This window comes from Phaeodactylibacter luteus (assembly GCF_007993045.1).
In the GTDB taxonomy this organism is placed as follows: Bacteria; Bacteroidota; Bacteroidia; order Chitinophagales; family Saprospiraceae; genus Phaeodactylibacter; species Phaeodactylibacter luteus.
Genome location: NZ_VOOR01000075.1, coordinates 1 through 19,860, shown reverse-complemented (window position 1 = coordinate 19,860; position 19,860 = coordinate 1). Strand labels below are relative to the sequence as shown.

Below are 19,860 nucleotides of genomic sequence, written 5' to 3'. Positions count from 1 at the left end.
GAGCCTGATGTTGGATGTGACGGCTTTCGGCTGCGCTGAGGTGGGCATGAACACAGTGACCCTGACGGTGACAGACGAGAACAGCAACGTCAGCATGTGCACCGCGACGGTCACGGTAGAGGACAATATTGCACCTACCATCACCTGTGTCCCTGCGGGCACTGTTGTACCGCTAGACCCTGATGGCATGCATACCTTTACGATCGGCGAGGTCCTCGACCTTTCCAATACCTTTGACAATTGCAGCTACAGCCTAGTGAGCATAGACCCTGCTGTTGTAGATTGCGATGACGTTGGCGGCCCAACTATGGTCCGTGTTATCATCGCAGACCCTTCCGGCAACCGGAATATGTGCACAGCGGAAATAGAGGTTTCTGACATTACCGCACTGCCAAGCCCATGGGTTGGGAATGATGTAGGCGGCCAAGGCACAGGAAGCGAGTACAGCTTCAACCCTTGTACTTACCCCGACCCGGCAGATGGCACTTTCACCATAGGGACCGGTGCAGTCAACAACATTGCTACGCGCAATATTGACAATCTGGCTTTTATTTCGCAAGAACTCTGCGGAGACGCTTCGATTACCGTTAAGGTAGAAAGCGTGACCGGGGGATGGGGCGGCGTCATGATGCGCGAGAGCCTTGATCAAGACGCTAAATTTGTCTCCATCACAACACGGAGCCCTTTCAATATAGCCAAGTCTGAGTGGCGTACAACCACGGGAGGCTTCAAGATGGGGCAGAACCACGGCGGGTTCAACTACTGGCTGCGCATTGTCCGGACAGGCAATCTGATCCGCACCTACACCAGCTTCAACGGTGTCTCTTTCTATCTGAAGAGCTCGCGGATGATCCCGATGAGCAGCTGTATAGAAGTAGGCATGGCCGCTTTCGCCGATCAGCCCGGGACGCCCGTCGCTGCAAGCTTTAGCAATGTAGATGTGATCGGGCAAGTTGGCAGTTCCCCTGTATTCCTTGGGGGCACCTCAGGTGTTGAAGTACAAGGAGCTGACGCTGCGTTTGATGCAAGTTCAACAGACATTACACTCTATCCGAACCCAGCCCGCAGTAATCTGACGGTTGAGTTTAGCCAAGCTTCAGAACAGGAGCGCACCTTGCTGCTGCGCAATCAGCTTGGACAGGTTGTAAATCGTCAAGCAATCGACGGAGCAATACAGCAACTGGATATGGACCTTTCAGGCCTGCGCTCTGGGACATACCTTCTGGAAGTAAGGGAGGCTGGGGAAGCCCCTCGCCTGCTCAGGTTTATGAAAGTGGACTAACCTTTTTAGGAGCGCTATGCAAACCTTGCATGGCATAATTTTAGAAGCCCCGGACATCGTCTCGATGCCGGGGCTTCTATTTTACAGCTGACGGATTTCCATGCCTTAAACTTTTTTGGGTGCTACCCTTCGGGTCGCTACGTTCTGCAGCTCGCTGTCCGCTCGGCTGCGCTACCGCGCATCCAGGCCGCTGACGCGCCTGCTGCTCCACATCGCTAGCACGGGCTATGCTATCACAAGCTGTTGATATAGCTGATGATGGTCCTCACCTGAGCTTCGGCAAAGCGGTCTGTGATTTCAGGGTCCATAAGGAGCAGTGCGTCTTCGTATTGGTCAAAAAAGAGGTGCTCCACGAGGATGGCAGGCATTACGGTTTTCGTCAATACGAAAAAACGGGCTTCCTTGTCATAGTCCCCATCCGATTGGTCGGCGCGCATGGTAATGCTATCACCGAGGAGTGCCCGGGTATGCTCCCAATGCCAATTGGCGATCCGGTCGGAAGTGGTCACGCCCGGGGAGGTGTAAACCTCATACCCCCTGGCCCCCAGCCCGGATGCATTGGCATGATTGGAGATGAAAAAGCCGCGCCGGTAGTTTTGGTGGTACCAGTTGGCCAAGTCAACACGGTATTGGAGAGGCCAGTCGGCATATTCATGGAAAACAGGGTAGTAGGGGATGCCCAGGTGCTGCAGTTTGCTCATGACCAGCCGGGTGAGGGCCCTGTTCCAGACCCCTTCCAAAAACCAGTTGCCCTGATGGAAACGCCCGCGCTGATGTTGGTACTGTTTGCCAGGAGCGGTGGTATAGTTGCCGTCTGGGCCGATGCCGCCGTGGCCGGCGTCTAGGAATACACAAAAGTTATTGGCCATATCGGTACAATTGTTTTTGCCTAATTTAAGGGCTCCTAAGTTATGGAAATATTACACTTTGAGTTGGTTTGGGGCAGGTTCGTGCTAAAACCAAATATTTATGCCCGCCTTGCTGTGCCAGTATACCCGGCAGGGCTCTGGCAAATCTGCTAATTTTGAGTTTAACAGGCTAAATAGAAATGGGCGTGGGCCAAAATATCGCAGGTGTTTAAGCTTTTGAGCTTTAGGCTGGCATTGGCCTAGCGCTGCGAAGGGGTGGCCGAAGGCCAGACCCGACGCCTGTAGGGCGAGGGGCCGAGCGGATAGCGAGCCCCGTAGCATAGCGGCACCTGCCCGATGGCAGGGGCAGGCCCCTATCCTTGCGGAGGGGGCAAGGAAAAAAAAACGGCAAGCTGGTTTGCGCCCACGGAAATTTAGAGAGGAAGCCACGTTCGTAAATGCTTGATTTGCAAGAAGAACAAGCTCCAGACAGGCGCTTAATTCCATGTGAGCGTTTTTTCTGGAGCGCCCCGTTTTTTTGGCAACTGAGCAGCATAGGCACTTCCTGTTTCGTTTCTATGTCGGTACATTGAACGATTTTTGTTTCTTTTGCAGCATTACTTCTGTACACAACAATAAGATTATGCGTAAGCTGATAACACTTTTGCCATTGCTTGGATTGCTCTACATGAGCTGCGAGACCAACAACCCTTTTGTGCCCGAGCCTGTGGAAGACCGTTTTGAGGAGGACGAAGCGGCAATCTTGGCCTATCTGGAAGAGAATAACCTGACGGCGGAGCGCCACGAGTCGGGCGTACACTATATCATCGAAGAGGAAGGGGAGGGGAGCGAATTCCCAACGGCCTTTTCTACCGTCCTGGTCCGTTATAAAGGCTATTTGCTAGACGGCACCGTATTCGACGAAACAGAGGATGGTGATGCCGTGCAGTTCAATCTTGCCAACCTGATCAACGGGTGGCGCATTGGCATCCCATTAATCAAGAAGGGGGGCAAAATTCAGCTCTTCATCCCTTCCAACCTTGGGTATGCTAACCGTGAGCAGCCTCAGATCCCTGCTTATTCTCCCCTAATTTTTGAGATAGAGCTGGTCAACTTCAACTGACCTTCATCGCTGAGCGAATCCAAAAGCCGCTTGTTGCCATACTTCTGTGCAGCAGGCGGCTTTTCTTATGCTCAGCGTAGGGCCGCCTGTACGGCTGCCGGGTAATCGGTGGCCAAAATATGGGCTCCTTTCCTTTTGAGCTTCCTGTAGACCTTGCCCCCTTTGGCAGCAGCCTTTTGGTCTAAATTGCCGATCGTACCCACAATGATGGCCAGCCCGGCTTGGTCCAGCAAACGGTAAAAAGAAGCTTTTCTGGCAGTCAGCCCGGTAAACGCCATCAGCCTGCTGGGCTCGAATGGGCCATCGAGATAGGTTTGCAGCTCTGCTTCGTTGCGGATGCCAACCGAGATCCAAACTTCAGAGGAAGCTTCAAAAGCAGCGAGCGCTGCTTCCGGGTTGTAGGTGATGACCGCGGCCCGCTCCGTTAGCCCACGGGCAACGATGCTGTCCACTACCCGGGCTATGGGCACGCCACGTTTGATGTCGAGAGAGAAGAATGCGCCTTCCTCTGCTAAGTCCAACACTTCGCTCAAGGTAGGCGGACGGTAAGCCGTGGTATCTCCAAAATCATCGATCAGCTTTAGCTTCCGGATGGCTTCCCAAGGCTGATTTTTCACCAGCCCGGTACCTGTTGTAGTACGGTCAAGGGAGCTGTCATGCATCAGAAAGAGCACACTATCGCTGCTCATGTTCACATCGCATTCGATGAGAAATGGCGCTTCGAGCTGGGCCTGCGCATATTGAAAAGCCTGCAAGCTGTTTTCGGGCACGCCAGGGATGAATCTGGCCCCCCTGTGTGTACTGATGTAAATGTCTCTGAAAGTTTGGGCCTGAATGCTGTGCAGGGTACAAAGCCATGCGAGGCACAGGAGCAAAGTTTGGGCTGTTCTCATGTAGTTTTTGTGTGTACCATGTGGGCAGGTTAACGGAATAGTGACTGGCCAGGTTGCATACTGCACAAAAAAATAGAGCAGATACCCGAGGGTACCTGCTCCATTTTTCTCCAAGCTATCTAACAGCTAAACCGGTAAGGGCTTAGTTGAAGATGTAGCGAAGGCCAAGGCGCATGCGCCAGCGTGAACCGAAGTTGCTGATGTTCAGTGCGTCTATGCCTACAGCCTCTTCTGTGTAAGAGAACTGTGGAGTAGTGCCGTCTTCAGCATATCCCTCGAAGTTGTAGAGGAAGTAGTTGTTGAAGTCGCCAGGCACGTTGTAACGTACGCCCCATTCAGGGTTCAGGAGGTTAGCCAGGTTGAATACGTCCCAGCTCAGCTGCAGCTTGTGCGATTTGCCACCTGCATTCACAGCAAAGTCCTGACGTACCGAAAGATCAAGGAAGCTAGTGTATGGCAGGAAGTTAGAGTTCTTCTCTGCATAGCCGCCGCGGTTTTTGCTCAGGTAAGGATCCTCTTCGATGAAAGCGTTCAGGCGGTTCCACTGCTCAGCAGGAGATACGCCGTTGGTTTCAACCAAGTTGATTTCATCCTGGTTGGCTGGGATCCACACCAAGCTGCGGTTACGGCTTGTGCTGCCCGTCTCGTTGTTGAGGTTACGGCCACCGCCGCCACCGATGACGTAAGAGTATGGGCTGCCCGTAACGCCGTCATAGAGCAGTGTGATAGCCGTGCTGACGTTTTTGCCTTTGTTCCAGTCGAGCTGGTAAGTCAAGCTACCAAGCACACGGTGGCCGAGTGCGTAGTCAGAACGGCCAAGAACTGGGCTGTTACGGCCGTCGATGCTGACCTGGCCGCGCCACTGAGAAGAGTTCTGAGAAGAAGTACCTTCGTTGACCGCCTGAGCATCACCGTAAGTGTAAGACAGGTTGGCAGAAAGGCCAAAGTCAAAGCGCTTGGCAAAAGCAGCAGTCAAGGTGTAAGTGTAACCTTCGTTGGTGTTGTGCCCAACGTAGATAGCGTTGTAAGTAGGATCAATATCTGTACGTGTGAATACAGGGCGGTCATCGCCACCGGTGTTGGTCCAGTTGAAGTCTACAGTCTGATCATTGTTTACGTTAGTGTAAACGATGTTGTTCAGAGTCTTGGTGTAGATACCTTCGAAGGTAGCAGAGATGCCACCAGGGAGTTGGGTATCAAAGCCAAGGTTTCCGCGCAGTACCTGTGGGTACTTGAAGTCGTCAACGAAGAGGTCAAGCTGGCCAGAAGGCACTGTGAAATCAGGATTGGTGTATTGGTCTTGGATATCAGGGCGGAAGATGATGTCGCCATCGATGTTACGCTCGCTTACACCGCCAATGGTCAGGCCGTTGTTGTTGAACATCGCACCTGGCCATACGAATGGGATACGGCTGGTGAAAATACCAATACCACCGCGCAGGACGTTGCTGCGGTCGCCAGTAAGGTCGTAATCAAAACCAAGGCGTGGTGAGAACATCAGCTGTCCTTGTGGAGCAGAGCCCGGGGCAATATCGTTGGCGATATCGTACTGAGCCTGCAGCTTAGGCAGTACGCCAGACTCGAAGTTGGCGTCGATTGCGGGGTCTGTTGTAATGAATGGGATATCGAGGCGCAGGCCACCGGTCAGGGTGAACTGAGGGGTGACGTTCCACTCATCTTGGATATAGAAACCAAGCTGCATGGCATTGAAGTCTGATGCAGCAGCAGATCCGTCACCAGTAAGGTTATCTACCAGAGAGTAAGAACGGTCATACTCGATAGCAGGAGCACCGCCGATAAAGTCGCTGATGCTGGCAAAGCGGTAGGTGCCATAGTTCTGACGGATGAAGAGGTTGTATATGTCGTAGAACTCGTTGTGCGTACCAATAGTAATGGTGTGGTTGTTCTTGTACAGCTTGAAGTTGTCAGTGATCGTGAAGATCTTCTGATCAAGTGCGTTACCAGTTGAGAATTCTTCAGAGCCTAAAGCAATTTGCCCAGCGCCATCGTTGATGTAAACGTATGGGAAATCGTTTCCGATCGGGTCGCGGTCGTCTACAACAGACGTGTAACCAATGATCAGGTTGTTGCTGGCTTTGCTGCCGAAAGTAGAGTTCAGTTCCAGCGCTGAAGAGTTGGTTGTGCTCGGGAAGAATACACCGTTGTTAGAGAAGTTGATGAAGTTGGTGCCAGATACGTTCCGGTTGAGGTTCTCTGCGCGGGTGTAGTTGTGGCGCAAGGTCAGGCGGTGGTTGTCGCTGAGGTTGAAGTCCAGCTTTCCGAAGAAAGTCAGGCCGTTCAATTCATCCTGTACGCTACCGAATGTACCTGGGTCATAGTCATAAGTATTGATGAGGTGGCTGCGCAGGCCGTTCAGGTCTTCCTGAGTAGCATCGCCATTGTAAACACCAAAATCAAATGGGGAAGGCGTCTGATCTTCGCGGATCTCCGCGTTGGCAAAGAAGAAGATTTTGTCTTTCACGATCGGGCCTCCGATAGAAGCACCGTAAGTCTTCTGAGAAAACTTCGCTACGCCTTCACGGTCGTTGCCAGTGATGTCAGTGAGCGACTTGTTGGTCTTGCCTACCAGGTTCTCATTCTGGAAGAAGTAGTAAGCAGTTCCTTTGAATTCGTTGGTACCAGACTTCGTCACTGCGTTCACGCCACCACCAGCGAAACCACCGAGGGTTACGTCGTATGGAGAGAGGACGACCTGCAGCTGATCGATGATATCGATAGAGAAAGGCGCAATACCTGTCTGCCCGCCGTTTGTGCCAGAAGAAGAAAGGCCGAAAACGTCGTTGTTCACCGCACCGTCAATGTAGATAGCGTTGTAGCGGTTGTTGACACCTGCAAAGGTGGTACCGCCGCCAAAGCCTGATGATTGAGGCGTCAGGCGTACGTAGTCGCTCAGGTCACGGTTCAGGGTAGGCACGTTCTCAATCGCCTCAGCTGTGATCTGAGTGCTCGCGCCGGCGTTAGAGCCAGAAGTACCTGCACGGGCAGTTACCTGCACTACCTCAAGCTCTACACTGGATTCCTCCAGTTGGTAGTTGCGGCGGAAAGTTTCACCAAGACGTAGGAAAACGCCCTCAGCTGTAAGTTCACCGTAGCCAGTATAGGAAACAGTCACTTTGTAAGGGCCGCCAACACGCATGTTAGGCAGGCGGTAGTTGCCTTCCAGGTCAGTGGAAGTGCCATAAACTGTACCGGATGGAGTGTGTACAGCAAGGATGTTCGCGCCGATCAGGTTCTCACCGGTATTGTCGGTAATCGTACCCTGCATGGACGAGGTGGTTACACCTTGTGCAAAGGAGGCGGTTTGCAATGCTGCAACCAACACCAGCGCACCAAAGGCTCGCAGAAGGTTTGAAAAGTTCATAAAACTAGCGTTTTTGATAATCTTTACAGAATGATTCCAAAACATGCCGCAAAGGTACTCTTCCTATGTTAAGGGAATATTAAATTTAGCGTGCTAACTAAGTGATAAATATCAATAACTACTTGGTTGTGAAATATTTTTATACAATAGCTGCTTCTAGGCAAAAGGGCTGTTGATGATGGTCCTTTGTACAAGTTTTTATTTTGAATTTTGGCTTTACGCTAATTTAAGGTTGGAACATTCGTTTTCCGTACGATGGTTTTCTGCTAACTTTGTACACATATTGGCGCAACGCCTACACGCTCCTCAAGCCTGCTTACATACCAACTCAATACAATATGAAAATTACAAGTTTACGGATTACGATGGCGCTCTTGCTCTGTTCTATGTCCCTCCTGGCACAGCAGAACGTCAGCGTCTCTGTCCAAAGCAATTTTTACAGCCCCGAATCGGTCACCATCTCTGTTGGGGATACCGTCACCTGGTCCAATCTCGGAGGCTTCCACAACGTGAACGGCGATCAGTCCGTTTACCCGGACAACCCGGAGAGCTTTGGCAACGGCCCTTCCTCTGCTTCCAGCTGGACTTTCCAGTATGTGTTCGACTTGCCCGGCACTTACACTTATCAGTGCGATCCCCACGCCGGCCTGGGCATGGTAGGCACAGTAGTCGTAGAAGCTGCCCCTGCTGGCAACCCTTCCTTGCTGCTGACCGCCGTTTTTGACGGGCCCTTGCCCGGTGGCCTGCCCAAGGGGGTAGAGCTTTACGCTACTGCGGATATCCCCGACCTCAGCCTTTACGGAGTAGGCTCTGCCACCAATGGCGGGGGCACAGATGGGGAGGAGTTTACCTTCCCTGCCGTAGCGGTATCAGCGGGCGACTTCCTCTACCTCACGCAGGGCGATGGTACCGAGTTTGCCGCTTTCTTTGGCTTCGAACCAGACTTTGCCGATGATATGAACGATGCTGTCAACATCAACGGCGACGACGCCATTGAGCTGTTCTTCAATGGCAGCGTTGTGGATGTCTTTGGCGAAATTGATACAGACGGCACTGGCCAGCCTTGGGAATACCAAGATGGATGGGCGTACCGCGTAGACGGCACCGGCCCGGACGGCGCTACCTTTGTTTTGTCCAATTGGACCTTCTCGGGGCCGAATGCCCTGGACAATGAAGCGGATAATGCCTCCGCTGCAGTGCCTGTGCCTGTGGGCACCTATACCCCTGGGGGCACGGCCGTGATCACGGCCAACAACGATGTGGTCAGCACGGATTTTGAGACGGCCGTGAATTTTACGCCCCTGGCCAATGACCAAGTCCCCGGCACCTTGCAAAGCTTCACCCTGGCGACCACCCCTGATGCGGGCACGGCCGTTATCGAAGCAGACAACTCTGTCACCTACACCCCCGATGCCGGTTTTTGTGGGGAAGACAGCTTTGAATATGAAATCTGTGACGAAGCGGGCTGTGCAACAGCCACCGTTACGATCAATGTGATGTGCCCTATTGATTACCCTATGTATACAATTGGGGAAGTGACGGCCACCGACATGGAGGGCGTTGCGGATTCTGTAGGCACCATCTGCGCGCTGCAAGGTACGGTATACGGCGTCAACCTCCGCCCTGGCGGTGGGCTGCAGTTTACCATCATTGACGACGCAGGGGACGGCATAGGCGTGTTCAGCGGCATACAGGATTTTGGCTACACCGTAAATGAAGGGGACATCGTTATGGTAGAAGGCGAAATCGATCAGTTCAACGGCCTGCTGCAGATCATTGCGGACAACGTTGCCCTCGTGTCTTCTGGCAACCCCCTTATTGCGCCTACGGTCATCACTGAGCTCAGCGAGGCCACCGAATCACAGCTGGTGACGATTCAGGATGTTACGCTGGTGGACCCTGCTCAGTGGGCACCGGGAGGCTCTGGCTTCAATGTAGATGTGACAGACGGCGTAAGCACCATTACGGTCCGCATCGATAATGACGTTGAGCTCTTCAATATGGCGGTGCCAACGGGGACTTTCAATGTCACTGGCATCGGCGGGCAGTTCGACAACAGCGCTCCGTTCCTCGAAGGCTATCAGCTGCTGCCCCGCTACGCAGCGGATATCGACCCCTACAATATGGGCGGCGGGACAGATTACCCTGCTTACCCGGTGGGCACGGTCACCTCTGTTGACGCCAATGGCGTAGCTGACTCTCTCGGTATAGCTTGCACCCTTCAGGGGGTGGTCTATGGGGTAAACCTCCGCAGCAGCGGGCTGCAGTTCACCCTCATTGATGAAAATAACGATGGCGTTGGCGTTTTCAGCGCGAGCGAAGATTTTGGGTATGCCGTGACAGAAGGGGACGAGCTCATCATCCGCGGCACTATCGATCAGTTCAACGGGCTCACACAGATTGTGCCAGATGAGCTGGAGGTGGTTTCCACTGGCAATCCTTTGTTCAGCCCAACAGCCGTCACTGCCCTTGGCGAAGAGACGGAGTCTCAGCTGATCAGCCCAAGCCTGGAACTGAGCCTGGTGGACCCCGCCGCTTGGGATCAATCAGGGGGCAGCTTCAATGTAGAGGCAACGGATGGCACCAACATTTATCTGATCCGGGTAGACAACAGCACTACCCTGGCAGGTACCTCAGGCCCTGGCTTGAACACTTTCCGGATCACCGGCATAGGCGGGCAGTTTGATTCCAGCGAGCCATTTGACGAGGGCTACCAGATTTTCCCTCGTTACCTCGAAGACTTGGACATCATCAGCAGCACGCAGGACGAAACCCTCGGCGCAGCCATAACGATCTTCCCCAACCCGGTTGCTGGGGCCCTGACTATTCAGCTGCAGGAAGACTTGGACCAGGTACGGGTATTCAATGCCCAAGGGCAACAGGTCTGGGCGGCAGAAACAATGGCCCGTACACTTCAGCTGAATACAGCGCAGTGGGCTTCTGGCCTCTACACGGTAACTTTCCTGAAAGGGGAACGCACGTGGAGCGAACAGCTGATCGTGAAGTAAATTAAGAGCGTGTTGGGACTTTAGTCATCGGTCTGTCCAGCTAAGCTAGCGGGACACTTTTTCGCTTATACTTCGCCCCGAAACTTTGGCTAAGCTCCGGTTTTCGGGCCTCGGCTAATCAAAAAATGGCTTGAGGCACTAATTTTCGACTAGAAGGCCAAAATCCCAACACGCTCCTATGTTTGGACCGGTTTCGGCATGAAAATCAATGTTTTATACCTGTTGGCATGGCTGGCAGGCACACAACATTGGTTTGCAAGAAGAACGAGCTCCAAACCTGTGCTTAGTCTTCTGCTTGCTTTGGCAGCAGCCAAAGCGGCAGCCCATATCATTGCCCAACTCCCTGTTTGTGTAGAGAGTTGGGCACTTTTATCAATTGTAGCCCGGCCAAACGCATGGACAGTAAAGAAATTAAGTTAGGACTAGCCCTTTCTGGGGGCGGGGCAAGAGGCATCGCCCATGTTGGGGTATTGCAAGCTTTGGAGGACAATGGGCTCAAGCCCTCCGTCATTTCTGGCACTAGCGCAGGGGCCATTGCGGGCGCGCTCTATGCTTCCGGGCTTTCTCCAGTGGAAATCCTGAGCTTCGTCAAAAAAGCCAGCCTCTTCAAGGTCTTCAAAGTAGGTTTGCCTCATGCAGGCCTGACCCGGCATACCTACCTTAGAGCGCAATTGGAAAAGCTGATTGCTTCCGACCGGTTTGAAGACTTGAACATCCCCCTTTACATTGCTATGGCCAACCTGAACAAGGGCGTGGGGGAGGTGCGGCATGCTGGCCCGCTATTCGATGTGGTGACGGCCTCATCGGCCATCCCCCTTGTTTTTCAGCCAGTAGAAATAGACGGGAGCTTATATGTGGACGGGGGGCTGCTGGACAACCTGCCGGCTGAGGCGATCCGGGGGGCTTGTGATGTACTGCTCGGGGTAAATGTGATGCCGCGTACGCACGTTGAGAAAAAAGCAGTCCAGAATGTTATTGGCATTGCGCAGCGGTGCTTCGACTTGTCTATTGTGGCCAATACACAGCATAGCCTTGACGCCTGTGATGTGGTAGTGGAACCGGAAGAACTGCTTCAGTATACCATTATGAACCTCAACCGGTACCAGGAGATTTACGAAATTGGGTATAAAGCCATGCAGGCCAAAATGGGGGCGCTCCGCAAAGCCATTAGACGAGCTAAGGCGGAGCACAGCAGCGTCAGTTGAGGTGGGCCGCTAGCTCTTCGGTTTCATGGAGCACAACTGAGATGTGCTCTTTCAAGGTAGTGGCCAGGGAAAGCCCCACATAGTCAACCCGTATCGGGAAGGATTTGTGGGTACGGTCTACCAGTACGGCCACTTCAATTTTCTCAGGCATGCCCTCCATCAGTGGGCGGGTAGCATAAAAAAGGGTGCGCCCGGTATTCGCAACATCATCGACCAAAATGACCGCCTTGCCATGCAGCTGCTCAAGGGGCATTTCCAGCATAATCTGCTCTACATCAGGGGCTGCGGGGTTGAGCCGGATGCGGGTCAGCGTGATGTCTTGTTCTGTGAGCTGCAAAAGCTCCTCCAGGATAAGCTGTGCAAAGGCCATGCCGTTGTTGTTGATGCCTGCAATGACAAGCCCATTGGCTTCTGTGTTGTTTTCCAGTATCTCAATGGCTAAACGCTTCGTTTTTTGCCGGATCTGCTCCTGGTCCAGAATTTTCATGCCTACACGATTTCTGGGCAAATTAAGTAAAAAACACCCGTATTCGTACCTGTGCCCTTCCTAATTTCTTATCATTGGGGCGAGATCCTGACAGGTGGGCAGCGCTCGTCCCTTACCGTTCGACTTATTCGCTCCCTGTCGTATCGCTGCCTGTCTTTAGGGGCGGCTTTCGCGCAAATGGGGAAGCCCGCAGGCAAGGCAAATATTAGGATATTCTACTTTTTAGCGAAAATTCGCTATTTTGCCGAGGCAAGCTCAATGCTTGATTAGGCAGTGAGTGCTAACCAGAACGAAAAAACTTACCACATGATCCAACAACTGGCATTTGCCGTGCTGACAATAGGGGCAGGAGCCTTGGCGTGGCGGTCCTTCTCCAGGGTCCGGCGCAATATCTTCCTGGGGCAGGACGAGGACATCTCAGGAGACAATAGCCAAAGGTGGCGCAATGTCCTTCTAGTTGCATTTGGGCAGCAGAAAATGTTCAAACGCATGGTCCCTGCGCTTCTCCACCTGACGATTTACCTGGCTTTCGTCATCACGCAGGTAGAGCTGATCGAGATTTTGATCGATGGCTTTTCCGGGCAGCACCGTTTTTTTGCGGACAAGCTGGGCGGCTTTTACACCTTTGTCATCAGTTTCATTGAGGTCCTTTCTCTGTTGACTTTCTTTGCTACTTTCATTTTCCTTGCCCGCCGCAATCTCCTTCGTATCCCGCGTTTTACGAAGCCGGAAATGAATGGCTGGCCGAAGCTGGACGGCAATTTGATACTGGTTTTTGAAATTATCCTGCTGATCGGCATTTTTACGATGAATGGCACCGATGTGGTCTTGCAGCAGCTAGATCCGGAGCACTTCAAGGACACGGGGGCCCTGGCCGTCAGCTCTTGGCTTGGCCCGGCCCTTTTTGGCGGGCTTAGCGAAGGTACTTTGCTGGTGTTGGAGCGCAGCGGCTGGTGGCTGCACTTTGGCATGGTGCTTCTTTTTCTGAACTACCTGCCTTATTCCAAGCACCTCCACATCATATTGGCGTTCCCCAATACCTTTTACGCTCGCCTGAAGCCAAGAGGGGAAATGGACAATATGGACGAGATCACCAAGGAGGTCCGCAGCATGATGGACCCCGAAGCTGCTTTCGCAGAAGAAGAGGTGAGCGAAGAAATGCCGGAGTTTGGGGCCAACGATGTCTTTAGCCTGAGCTGGAAGAATATCATGGATGCTTACAGCTGTACGGAGTGCGGGCGGTGCACTTCCGTTTGCCCTGCCAACATCACCGGCAAGAAGCTATCGCCCCGTAAAGTGCTGATGGATATCCGGGACCGTGCCGAAGAGGTAGGGCGCAACCTCGACTCCGGGGACGCTCAGTTCGCCAAAGATGAGGGGCAGCCGCTTTCTAAGGGCAACTACGATGACGGCAAATCCCTGTTCGATTACATCTCCTCGGAGGAGCTGCATGCTTGTACGACTTGCAACGCCTGCGTTGAGGCCTGCCCCGTATTGATCAACCCCCTTGAGCCCATCCTCAAAATGCGCAGGTACGAGATACTGACTCTCTCCCAAGGCCCACAAGACTGGCTGCCAATGTTCAATAGCCTGGAGAACAGTGGGTCCGCATGGTCTATACCTGATGCCCGGGACAAATGGGCGCAGGACGCCCTGCGGCAGCAATAATTATTGACGACCGAATAACTACTAACGATATGACTACCCTTAAGATACCTACTATGGCTGACCTCGCGGCAGAAGGCCGCAGCCCGGAAATCCTGTTCTGGGTGGGCTGTGCCGGCAGCTTCGACAGCCGTGCACAAAAGGTGACCGTTGCGTTTTGCAAGATCATGAATGCCGTAGGCGTAGACTTTGCCATCCTAGGGAACGAGGAGAGCTGTACGGGCGACCCCGCCCGCCGTGCAGGCAATGAATTCCTGTTCCAAATGCAGGCGCTGCAAAACATCGAAGTGCTGAATATGTACGAGGTGAAGAAAATTGTCACGGCTTGCCCGCATTGCTTCAATACCCTGAAAAATGAGTACCCCGCACTCGGAGGGGACTACGAGGTAGTGCACCACACTCAGCTCCTGCAATCGCTCATCAATGAAGGCCGCATAAAAATGAAAGAAGGGGGGGAGTTCCGCGGCAAGAAAATCACCTACCATGATTCTTGCTATATGGGCAGGGTCAACGGAGTGTACGAAGCCCCAAGGGAAGTGCTGCAGGCATTGGATGCAGACTTGGTGGAGATGAAGCGCTGCCGGTCTAATGGGCTGTGCTGTGGTGCTGGCGGTGCACAGATGTGGAAGGAAGACGAACCGGGCGATAAGCGCATCAACATCGAGCGGGCTGAAGAGGCGCTCAGCACCGGTGCCTCCGTGGTAGCGGCCAACTGCCCCTTCTGCCTTACCATGATGGGCGATGGCATCAAAGCCAAAGAGAAGCAGGACGATGTCATGGTATACGACTTGGCAGAGCTCATCCTGAACAATATGAGCCACTAAGCCCGAGCTTGTTTTTAGCGCACAAACGGCGCTGCCTGGCAACTTGCTGTCAGGCAGCGCTGTTGTTTTACTCAAAAGGATATCTATGTCAACAATTGCGAAAATGCCGGGAACGGCCAGATTGTGGGTCTATCAGGCTACCCCTGCTTTCCCGGAAGACAAAGCCGCCGAAATCAAAGCCGAGCTGGGGCAGTTCGCCAGTCAGTGGACCGCCCACAACCAACAGCTGCAGGCTAGTGCCGACCTCTTGCACAACCGCTTTGTGGTATTGGTAGTGGATGAGCGTCAGGCAGGGGCAAGCGGGTGTTCTATTGACTCGTCTGTGCGTTTCCTGAAAAGCCTGCAGGCCCGTTACGGTACCGACCTGTTCAACCGTATGGCCTTCAGCTACGAACAAGGTGGGGAGGTCTTCACCGTGCCAAGGGAGGAGTTCGCTGCCCTTTATGCCTCAGGCGCTATCGATGATGAGACGATTGTTTTTGATACGCTGGTGGAGTCTCTGGGGGCATTTGAGGCTGGCTGGCGCAAGCCCCTGGGGCAAAGCTGGCACAAGCGTTTGGTATAGTAATTTTCAGGCTTGATAGAAAAAGGGCAGCTAGATAGCGGCACCTTCGTTTATTTGGCAGCTGGAAACATAATTACTTGCCTATGATCGGCCGAATGAAAAAGTGGCTTGGGATTGAGGGGGTCAAGCTGGAGTTGTTGCTGCCGGAAGAAGTGGAGGCTGCCTCCGGTATCTTGCAGGGGCGGGTCCGCTTAGAATCCATGAACCCGCACGAAGTAGCGACAATCCGGATTGTGCTCATCGAGCGCTATGCCCGCGGGCGAAACACGGAGCGGCTTATCGATGAGTATGAGCTCGGGCGCACAGAGCTGGGCCAGGCTTTCAGCATCCTTCCTGGCGAGTCCCGCGAACTGCCATTCACCTTGCCGTTCGCATTCATCGAGTCCAATATCGATGCCTTTGGCAAGAAGAATTTCTTACTGAAAGGGCTCGCCAAAGCAGCAAAAGCCGCAAACCAAGTCTCCTCCGACTTCAGGGTGGAGGCCGAGGCTCAGGTCAAAGGGGTCGCCCTCAACCCATTCGACAAGAAAACCATTCTTATCAAGCATTAACCGACCTCCCTACCCTATGATTTATTTGCGCATCTTTAAAGAAGCTGTGGCCCTGGCCTGGCAGCAGTTATTGGCCAACCGCCTTCGTAGCCTGCTTTCCCTCTTGGGCATTTCTATTGGGATCTTTTGCATCATCGGCGTTTTGTCTGCGGTGGATTCATTGGAGGACAACATCCGCGGCAGTCTGGACAAGCTGGGCAGTGATGTGATCTACGTGAAAAAATGGCCTTGGGCGGATGTCAGCGGCGATTGGTGGAACTACATCAAACGCCCCAACCCCGACCACGCCGATTACGAAATCATCAAAGAGAAGGCGAAGTCGGTGGGCATGGCTTCCTTCCATGTTGTCATTGGCTTCAAAACCGTAAAGTTCAATGCGAATACCGTTGAGAACGCGGTGCTGATTGGTTCTTCCCTTGAATTTGTGGACATGTTCCAGATCGATTTTTACAAGGGGCGCTACTTTTCTCCTTCGGAATACCACTATGGCAGCAGTAAAATGGTGGTCGGCTATAAAGTGGCAGAGCAGCTGTTCGGCGAGGTAGAGCCAATAGGCCGGACGGTGAAGATGATGGGGCGCAAGTACGAGGTGATCGGGGTTATTGAAGAATCGGGAGACGATTTGCTCAACCCCCTTGATTTCGATGACGCTATACTGATCTCTTACAACAATGCCCGCGGAGTGGCCAACCTGAAAGCCAGGCAGGTATTCGACACTTCGGTGAATGCCAAAGCCGCAGCCGGCGTGAGCATGCAGCAGATGAAGGACGAGGTTAGGGGCATACTGCGGGCTCACCGCAGACTCAAGCCAAGGGAAGACGACTCCTTCGCCCTCAACGAGCTTTCAATGATCTCTAGCGTATTTGACAGTTTCTTCGGGATCCTCAATCTGATCGGGATTGTGATCGGGCTGTTTGCTATGCTTGTAGGCATTGTGAGCGTGGCCAACATCATGTTTGTTTCGGTCAAAGAGCGCACCAACATCATAGGCATAAAGAAAGCGCTGGGTGCCAAGAGCTTTGCCATCTTGCTGGAATTTCTGATCGAGTCTGTCGTGCTTTGTGTAATTGGGGGGATCGCAGGGCTCGCCCTGATTTATGGTATCATCACCGTGCTTTCCAAGGTGATCGATTTTGAGATGTACCTGAGTTTTCAAAACATGCTGCTCGGTGTCATCGTCTCGGTCTTGGTTGGCGTAGTTTCCGGTGTGATCCCTGCCCTTCAGGCCGCTCGCATGGACCCCGTAGAGGCTATGCGGCAATAGCGGTTGTGCGGCGCGCCCCCAAAGAGAGAACGCCCATCAGGCCATAGGCTTGGTGGGCGTTCTCTCTTTGGGGGCGCTTGCAGGTGCTATTGAGGGCAACGGGCTAGCGCTGCGGAGGGGTGTCAAGCCCGTTAGGGCCGAGCGGGCAGCGAGCCCCGCAGCATAGCGGCACCTGCTGTCAGGCAGGGGCAGCCCCCCACAATTCAGAGCCACTAGGTAGTGCCGTACCGTTTGGGGATGACAGGAAGCTATTGCGCCAGTATCTCTGCCATGCGCACCAGATCGTTGTCCAGTGTTTTCTCTTTAGAGATAGCGTCCTCGAAGGGCGTGTACTGCACTTTGCCATTGACCAGGCCCACTGCGACATTGGCTTGCCCATTGACCAGGCCTTCCACAGCGGCAAAGCCCAAGCGGCTGGCCAGCACACGGTCGATAGCGGTAGGGGAGCCCCCCCGCTGTAGGTGGCCGATAATGGTCACTTTGGTATCATAAAAATCAAAAGCCTGCTGCACTTTTTGAGCGATTTCACTGGCATTGCCGTTTTTGTTGCCTTCTGCTACGATGACCACGCTGAACAGCTTCTTGCGGCGAGCGCCCATTTTCAGCGTATCGATCAGCTCTTCGATCGACATGTCCGATTCTGGGATCAGCGCGCTGCCTGCGCCGCTGCCAATGGCCGTATTGAGGGCAATGTACCCACTGTTGCGCCCCATGACTTCCACGAAGAAGAGGCGGTTGTGAGAATCGGCGGTGTCGCGTATTTTGTCCACCGCTTCAATGGCTGTATTGACGGCGGTGTCAAAGCCTATGGTCAGGTCAGTGCCGAAGAGGTCATTGTCTATGGTGCCCGGTATCCCGATAAAGGGGATTTTGTACTCCTCTGTGAAGACCGAAGCACCGGTGAAGGTCCCATTCCCGCCAATGGCAATGCACGCATCGATATCGAAAGCCAGCAGAGACTCATAAGCCGATCTGCGGCCCTCAGGTGTCATGAAACGCTTGCTGCGCGCAGTTTTCAGGATGGTGCCCCCGCGGTGGATGATGTTGCCCACATCGCCCCGTTCCAGGCGCTCAAGGTCTCCGTCGATCATGCCCTCGTAGCCACGGTAAATACCGTAGACGTGCATGTCATGAGAGGAAGCGGTGCGGACTACAGCCCGCAGCGCGGCGTTCATGCCCGGGGCATCCCCCCCGGACGTAAATACTGCAATTCTCTTAATCTCCTTGCTCATTTCGTTGGTTGGCTTCTTTCTGTTGTTCAAAACCGTTTGCCTCGCCCGTTTAGGCAGGGCAGCCGTGCAAACTTAAGGATTTAATTGCCGGTGTGGAAGCCGACCAGCTTGTCGATAGGCTTCTGTATGAAAATGCCAGGCTCCATATCCCGTGCTGCAAGGATCACCTCCAGCACTTCCCGGAAATAATAGGCTACAGAGCCAATGAAGTGGATAGGCAGGCTCATGTGGTTCTTGTACTTCCTCACATGGCGGTCAATGAACTGCTCGAAAGAATCGAACAAAATCCGTTGTATAAAAGGGTGGTCTTGGTGGTCTCCCATAAATTTGGTGAAGGAAGCCAGGTAGACGTTAGGGGCTTCGCCGTTGTACACATTCGAGAGGATAGACTGTTTGCCTTCCGGCAGGCTGGCCTCCAGTTTGTCGTACAAAGGCTTAGGCATCTCCCGGTAGAAAAATGCGCGGATGAGGCGCTTGCCCAAGTGAGTCCCGCTGCCCTCATCCCCAAGCAGAAAGCCCAGGTTGGTTACGTTGTCGATGACATCAATCCCGTCGTACAGGCATGAGTTGGAACCGGTGCCGATAATGCAGGCGATACCGGGGGTATTGCCGCAAGTAGCGCGGGCTGCCCCCAAGAGGTCGTGGTGCACTTGGATTTCTGCTTGGTCAAATACCCGTTTCAGCGCTTTGGCCACCACGCCTTTTAGCCTTTGGTCCCAGCAGCCAGCCCCATAATAGTATACTTGGTGCGCTTCTGAAGTGGGCACATGATCGCCAAATGCCTCTTTGAGCTCGCCAAATATCTTTTCCTCAGAATGGAAAACAGGGTTGAACCCCACCGTGCTGATGGATGCTACGCCTTTGCCATTCACCATTTTCCAATCGGCTTTGGTAGAGCCGCTGTCAACTACTACGATCATACTCCTTGTTGTTATTCCTTGCCCATGCTTCGGGGGAAGGGACCGTTTGCTATTGTCTGGATAAAGGTAGTGTAAAAAATACACTAAGTGAAAAAATGACGATAAAATCCGGCACCTAAAATTTTGTAAGCAGCAGTATAGCTCCCTTTGATTTGGAAAGGCATGGGCTGCCCCTAATAAAATATCGGCAGGCACCAGCCAGATTATTGCTTTTGGGCTTGCCCCCTCCGCAAGGATAGGGGCCTGCCCCTGCCCAGCGGGCAGGTGCCGCTATGCTGCGGGGCTCGCTATCCGCTCGGCCCCTCGCCCTACAGGCATCGGGTCTGGCCTTCGGCCACCCCTTCGCAGCGCTAGGCCAATGCCCGGCTAGTGGTCTGTCAAGGCTAAAACTAGGGGTTGCCTGCGGCGGCTTTTGAGGCTACTCTTCGTTGGACAACCCCTTACGTAGCGCTGCTATGCGCGGGAACATCCGCCTTGATTTAGCCTCAAAATTCGCTCCCACTCAACCCATAAATTAACACTTGACAGACCACTAGTGCCTTAAGTCATAAATCTCTGATAATTAAGTTGAAGTTATTTTCCGGCTAATCAAGGCGAAGGTTCGCGACTTT

General features: G+C 53.3%; 15 protein-coding genes. 9 read left to right on the top strand and 6 right to left on the bottom strand.

Features of this window, described 5'->3' with window-relative positions:
• On the top strand, window positions 1–1,282 hold a 1,282-nt coding region (locus tag FRY97_RS20435; protein WP_147169478.1), incomplete at its 5' end, for a T9SS type A sorting domain-containing protein.
• A 233-nt stretch (window positions 1,283–1,515) separates the two neighbouring features.
• On the opposite strand, the gene FRY97_RS20430 is transcribed toward FRY97_RS20435, so the two are convergent.
• Entirely contained in the window at window positions 1,516–2,151 is a 636-nt protein-coding gene (locus FRY97_RS20430) for an N-acetylmuramoyl-L-alanine amidase (RefSeq protein WP_147169477.1), read from the bottom strand.
• 622 nt (window positions 2,152–2,773) lie between these two features.
• Between FRY97_RS20430 and FRY97_RS20425 the strand changes: the two genes are divergently transcribed.
• Entirely contained in the window at window positions 2,774–3,253 is a 480-nt protein-coding gene (locus tag FRY97_RS20425) for an FKBP-type peptidyl-prolyl cis-trans isomerase (RefSeq protein WP_211356942.1), read from the top strand.
• Window positions 3,254–3,324: 71 nt separating this feature from the next.
• On the opposite strand, the gene FRY97_RS20420 is transcribed toward FRY97_RS20425, so the two are convergent.
• On the bottom strand, window positions 3,325–4,146 hold the full coding sequence (locus FRY97_RS20420; protein WP_147169476.1) for a glycerophosphodiester phosphodiesterase family protein: 822 nt from the start codon (window positions 4,144–4,146) through the stop codon (window positions 3,325–3,327).
• 142 nt (window positions 4,147–4,288) lie between these two features.
• Complete coding sequence (locus tag FRY97_RS20415) at window positions 4,289–7,528, bottom strand: TonB-dependent receptor (RefSeq protein WP_246141856.1); 3,240 nt, start codon at window positions 7,526–7,528, stop codon at window positions 4,289–4,291.
• Between the two features lie 338 nt (window positions 7,529–7,866).
• Here FRY97_RS20415 and FRY97_RS20410 point away from each other — a divergent pair, with 338 nt between their 5' ends.
• Together FRY97_RS20410 and FRY97_RS23285 are read left to right on the top strand one after the other, a co-directional pair.
• Window positions 7,867–10,536 carry an Ig-like domain-containing protein gene (locus tag FRY97_RS20410; protein ID WP_147169475.1) on the top strand — a complete coding sequence of 890 codons (2,670 nt, stop codon included), beginning with the start codon at window positions 7,867–7,869 and terminating at the stop codon, window positions 10,534–10,536.
• Between the two features lie 395 nt (window positions 10,537–10,931).
• Entirely contained in the window at window positions 10,932–11,741 is an 810-nt protein-coding gene (locus tag FRY97_RS23285) for a patatin-like phospholipase family protein (RefSeq protein WP_147169474.1), read from the top strand.
• On the opposite strand, the gene FRY97_RS20400 is transcribed toward FRY97_RS23285, so the two are convergent.
• Complete coding sequence (locus tag FRY97_RS20400) at window positions 11,734–12,228, bottom strand: phosphoribosyltransferase family protein (protein ID WP_147169473.1); 495 nt, start codon at window positions 12,226–12,228, stop codon at window positions 11,734–11,736. The genes FRY97_RS23285 and FRY97_RS20400 overlap by 8 nt on opposite strands.
• Window positions 12,229–12,534: 306 nt before the next feature.
• Here FRY97_RS20400 and FRY97_RS20395 point away from each other — a divergent pair, with 306 nt between their 5' ends.
• The 5 genes from FRY97_RS20395 (at window position 12,535) to FRY97_RS20375 (ending at window position 17,097) form a co-directional block, all read left to right on the top strand.
• Window positions 12,535–13,896 (top strand): (Fe-S)-binding protein, encoded by a 1,362-nt coding sequence (locus tag FRY97_RS20395; protein WP_147169472.1) that lies wholly within the window; start codon window positions 12,535–12,537, stop codon window positions 13,894–13,896.
• Window positions 13,897–13,925: 29 nt separating this feature from the next.
• Window positions 13,926–14,717 carry a (Fe-S)-binding protein gene (locus FRY97_RS20390; protein ID WP_147169471.1) on the top strand — a complete coding sequence of 264 codons (792 nt, stop codon included), beginning with the start codon at window positions 13,926–13,928 and terminating at the stop codon, window positions 14,715–14,717.
• An 85-nt stretch (window positions 14,718–14,802) separates the two neighbouring features.
• On the top strand, window positions 14,803–15,282 hold the full coding sequence (locus tag FRY97_RS20385) for a hypothetical protein (protein WP_147169470.1): 480 nt from the start codon (window positions 14,803–14,805) through the stop codon (window positions 15,280–15,282).
• An 83-nt stretch (window positions 15,283–15,365) separates the two neighbouring features.
• Window positions 15,366–15,833 carry a sporulation protein gene (locus tag FRY97_RS20380; RefSeq protein ID WP_147169469.1) on the top strand — a complete coding sequence of 156 codons (468 nt, stop codon included), beginning with the start codon at window positions 15,366–15,368 and terminating at the stop codon, window positions 15,831–15,833.
• A 16-nt stretch (window positions 15,834–15,849) separates the two neighbouring features.
• On the top strand, window positions 15,850–17,097 hold the full coding sequence (locus tag FRY97_RS20375; protein WP_147169468.1) for an ABC transporter permease: 1,248 nt from the start codon (window positions 15,850–15,852) through the stop codon (window positions 17,095–17,097).
• A 248-nt stretch (window positions 17,098–17,345) separates the two neighbouring features.
• Here FRY97_RS20375 and pfkA read toward each other — a convergent pair whose 3' ends face one another.
• Together pfkA and FRY97_RS20365 are read right to left on the bottom strand one after the other, a co-directional pair.
• Window positions 17,346–18,329: a 6-phosphofructokinase gene (gene pfkA / locus FRY97_RS20370; protein ID WP_147169467.1), complete on the bottom strand. Its 984-nt coding sequence runs from the start codon at window positions 18,327–18,329 to the stop codon at window positions 17,346–17,348.
• 80 nt (window positions 18,330–18,409) lie between these two features.
• Window positions 18,410–19,249 (bottom strand): hypothetical protein, encoded by an 840-nt coding sequence (locus FRY97_RS20365; protein WP_147169466.1) that lies wholly within the window; start codon window positions 19,247–19,249, stop codon window positions 18,410–18,412.
• Window positions 19,250–19,860 lie beyond the last annotated feature (611 nt).

Excerpts from the sequence above, each read along its gene's own strand:
- FRY97_RS20430 (WP_147169477.1), bottom strand. The coding sequence starts at position 2,151 with ATGGCCAATAACTTTTGTGTATTCCTAGACGCCGGCCACGGCGGCATC.
- FRY97_RS20425 (WP_211356942.1), top strand. The coding sequence starts at position 2,774 with ATGCGTAAGCTGATAACACTTTTGCCATTGCTTGGATTGCTCTACATG.
- FRY97_RS20420 (WP_147169476.1), bottom strand. The coding sequence starts at position 4,146 with ATGAGAACAGCCCAAACTTTGCTCCTGTGCCTCGCATGGCTTTGTACC.
- FRY97_RS20415 (WP_246141856.1), bottom strand. The coding sequence starts at position 7,528 with ATGAACTTTTCAAACCTTCTGCGAGCCTTTGGTGCGCTGGTGTTGGTT.
- FRY97_RS20410 (WP_147169475.1), top strand. The coding sequence starts at position 7,867 with ATGAAAATTACAAGTTTACGGATTACGATGGCGCTCTTGCTCTGTTCT.
- FRY97_RS23285 (WP_147169474.1), top strand. The coding sequence starts at position 10,932 with ATGGACAGTAAAGAAATTAAGTTAGGACTAGCCCTTTCTGGGGGCGGG.
- FRY97_RS20400 (WP_147169473.1), bottom strand. The coding sequence starts at position 12,228 with ATGAAAATTCTGGACCAGGAGCAGATCCGGCAAAAAACGAAGCGTTTA.
- FRY97_RS20395 (WP_147169472.1), top strand. The coding sequence starts at position 12,535 with ATGATCCAACAACTGGCATTTGCCGTGCTGACAATAGGGGCAGGAGCC.
- FRY97_RS20390 (WP_147169471.1), top strand. The coding sequence starts at position 13,926 with ATGACTACCCTTAAGATACCTACTATGGCTGACCTCGCGGCAGAAGGC.
- FRY97_RS20385 (WP_147169470.1), top strand. The coding sequence starts at position 14,803 with ATGTCAACAATTGCGAAAATGCCGGGAACGGCCAGATTGTGGGTCTAT.
- FRY97_RS20380 (WP_147169469.1), top strand. The coding sequence starts at position 15,366 with ATGATCGGCCGAATGAAAAAGTGGCTTGGGATTGAGGGGGTCAAGCTG.
- FRY97_RS20375 (WP_147169468.1), top strand. The coding sequence starts at position 15,850 with ATGATTTATTTGCGCATCTTTAAAGAAGCTGTGGCCCTGGCCTGGCAG.
- pfkA (WP_147169467.1), bottom strand. The coding sequence starts at position 18,329 with ATGAGCAAGGAGATTAAGAGAATTGCAGTATTTACGTCCGGGGGGGAT.
- FRY97_RS20365 (WP_147169466.1), bottom strand. The coding sequence starts at position 19,249 with ATGATCGTAGTAGTTGACAGCGGCTCTACCAAAGCCGATTGGAAAATG.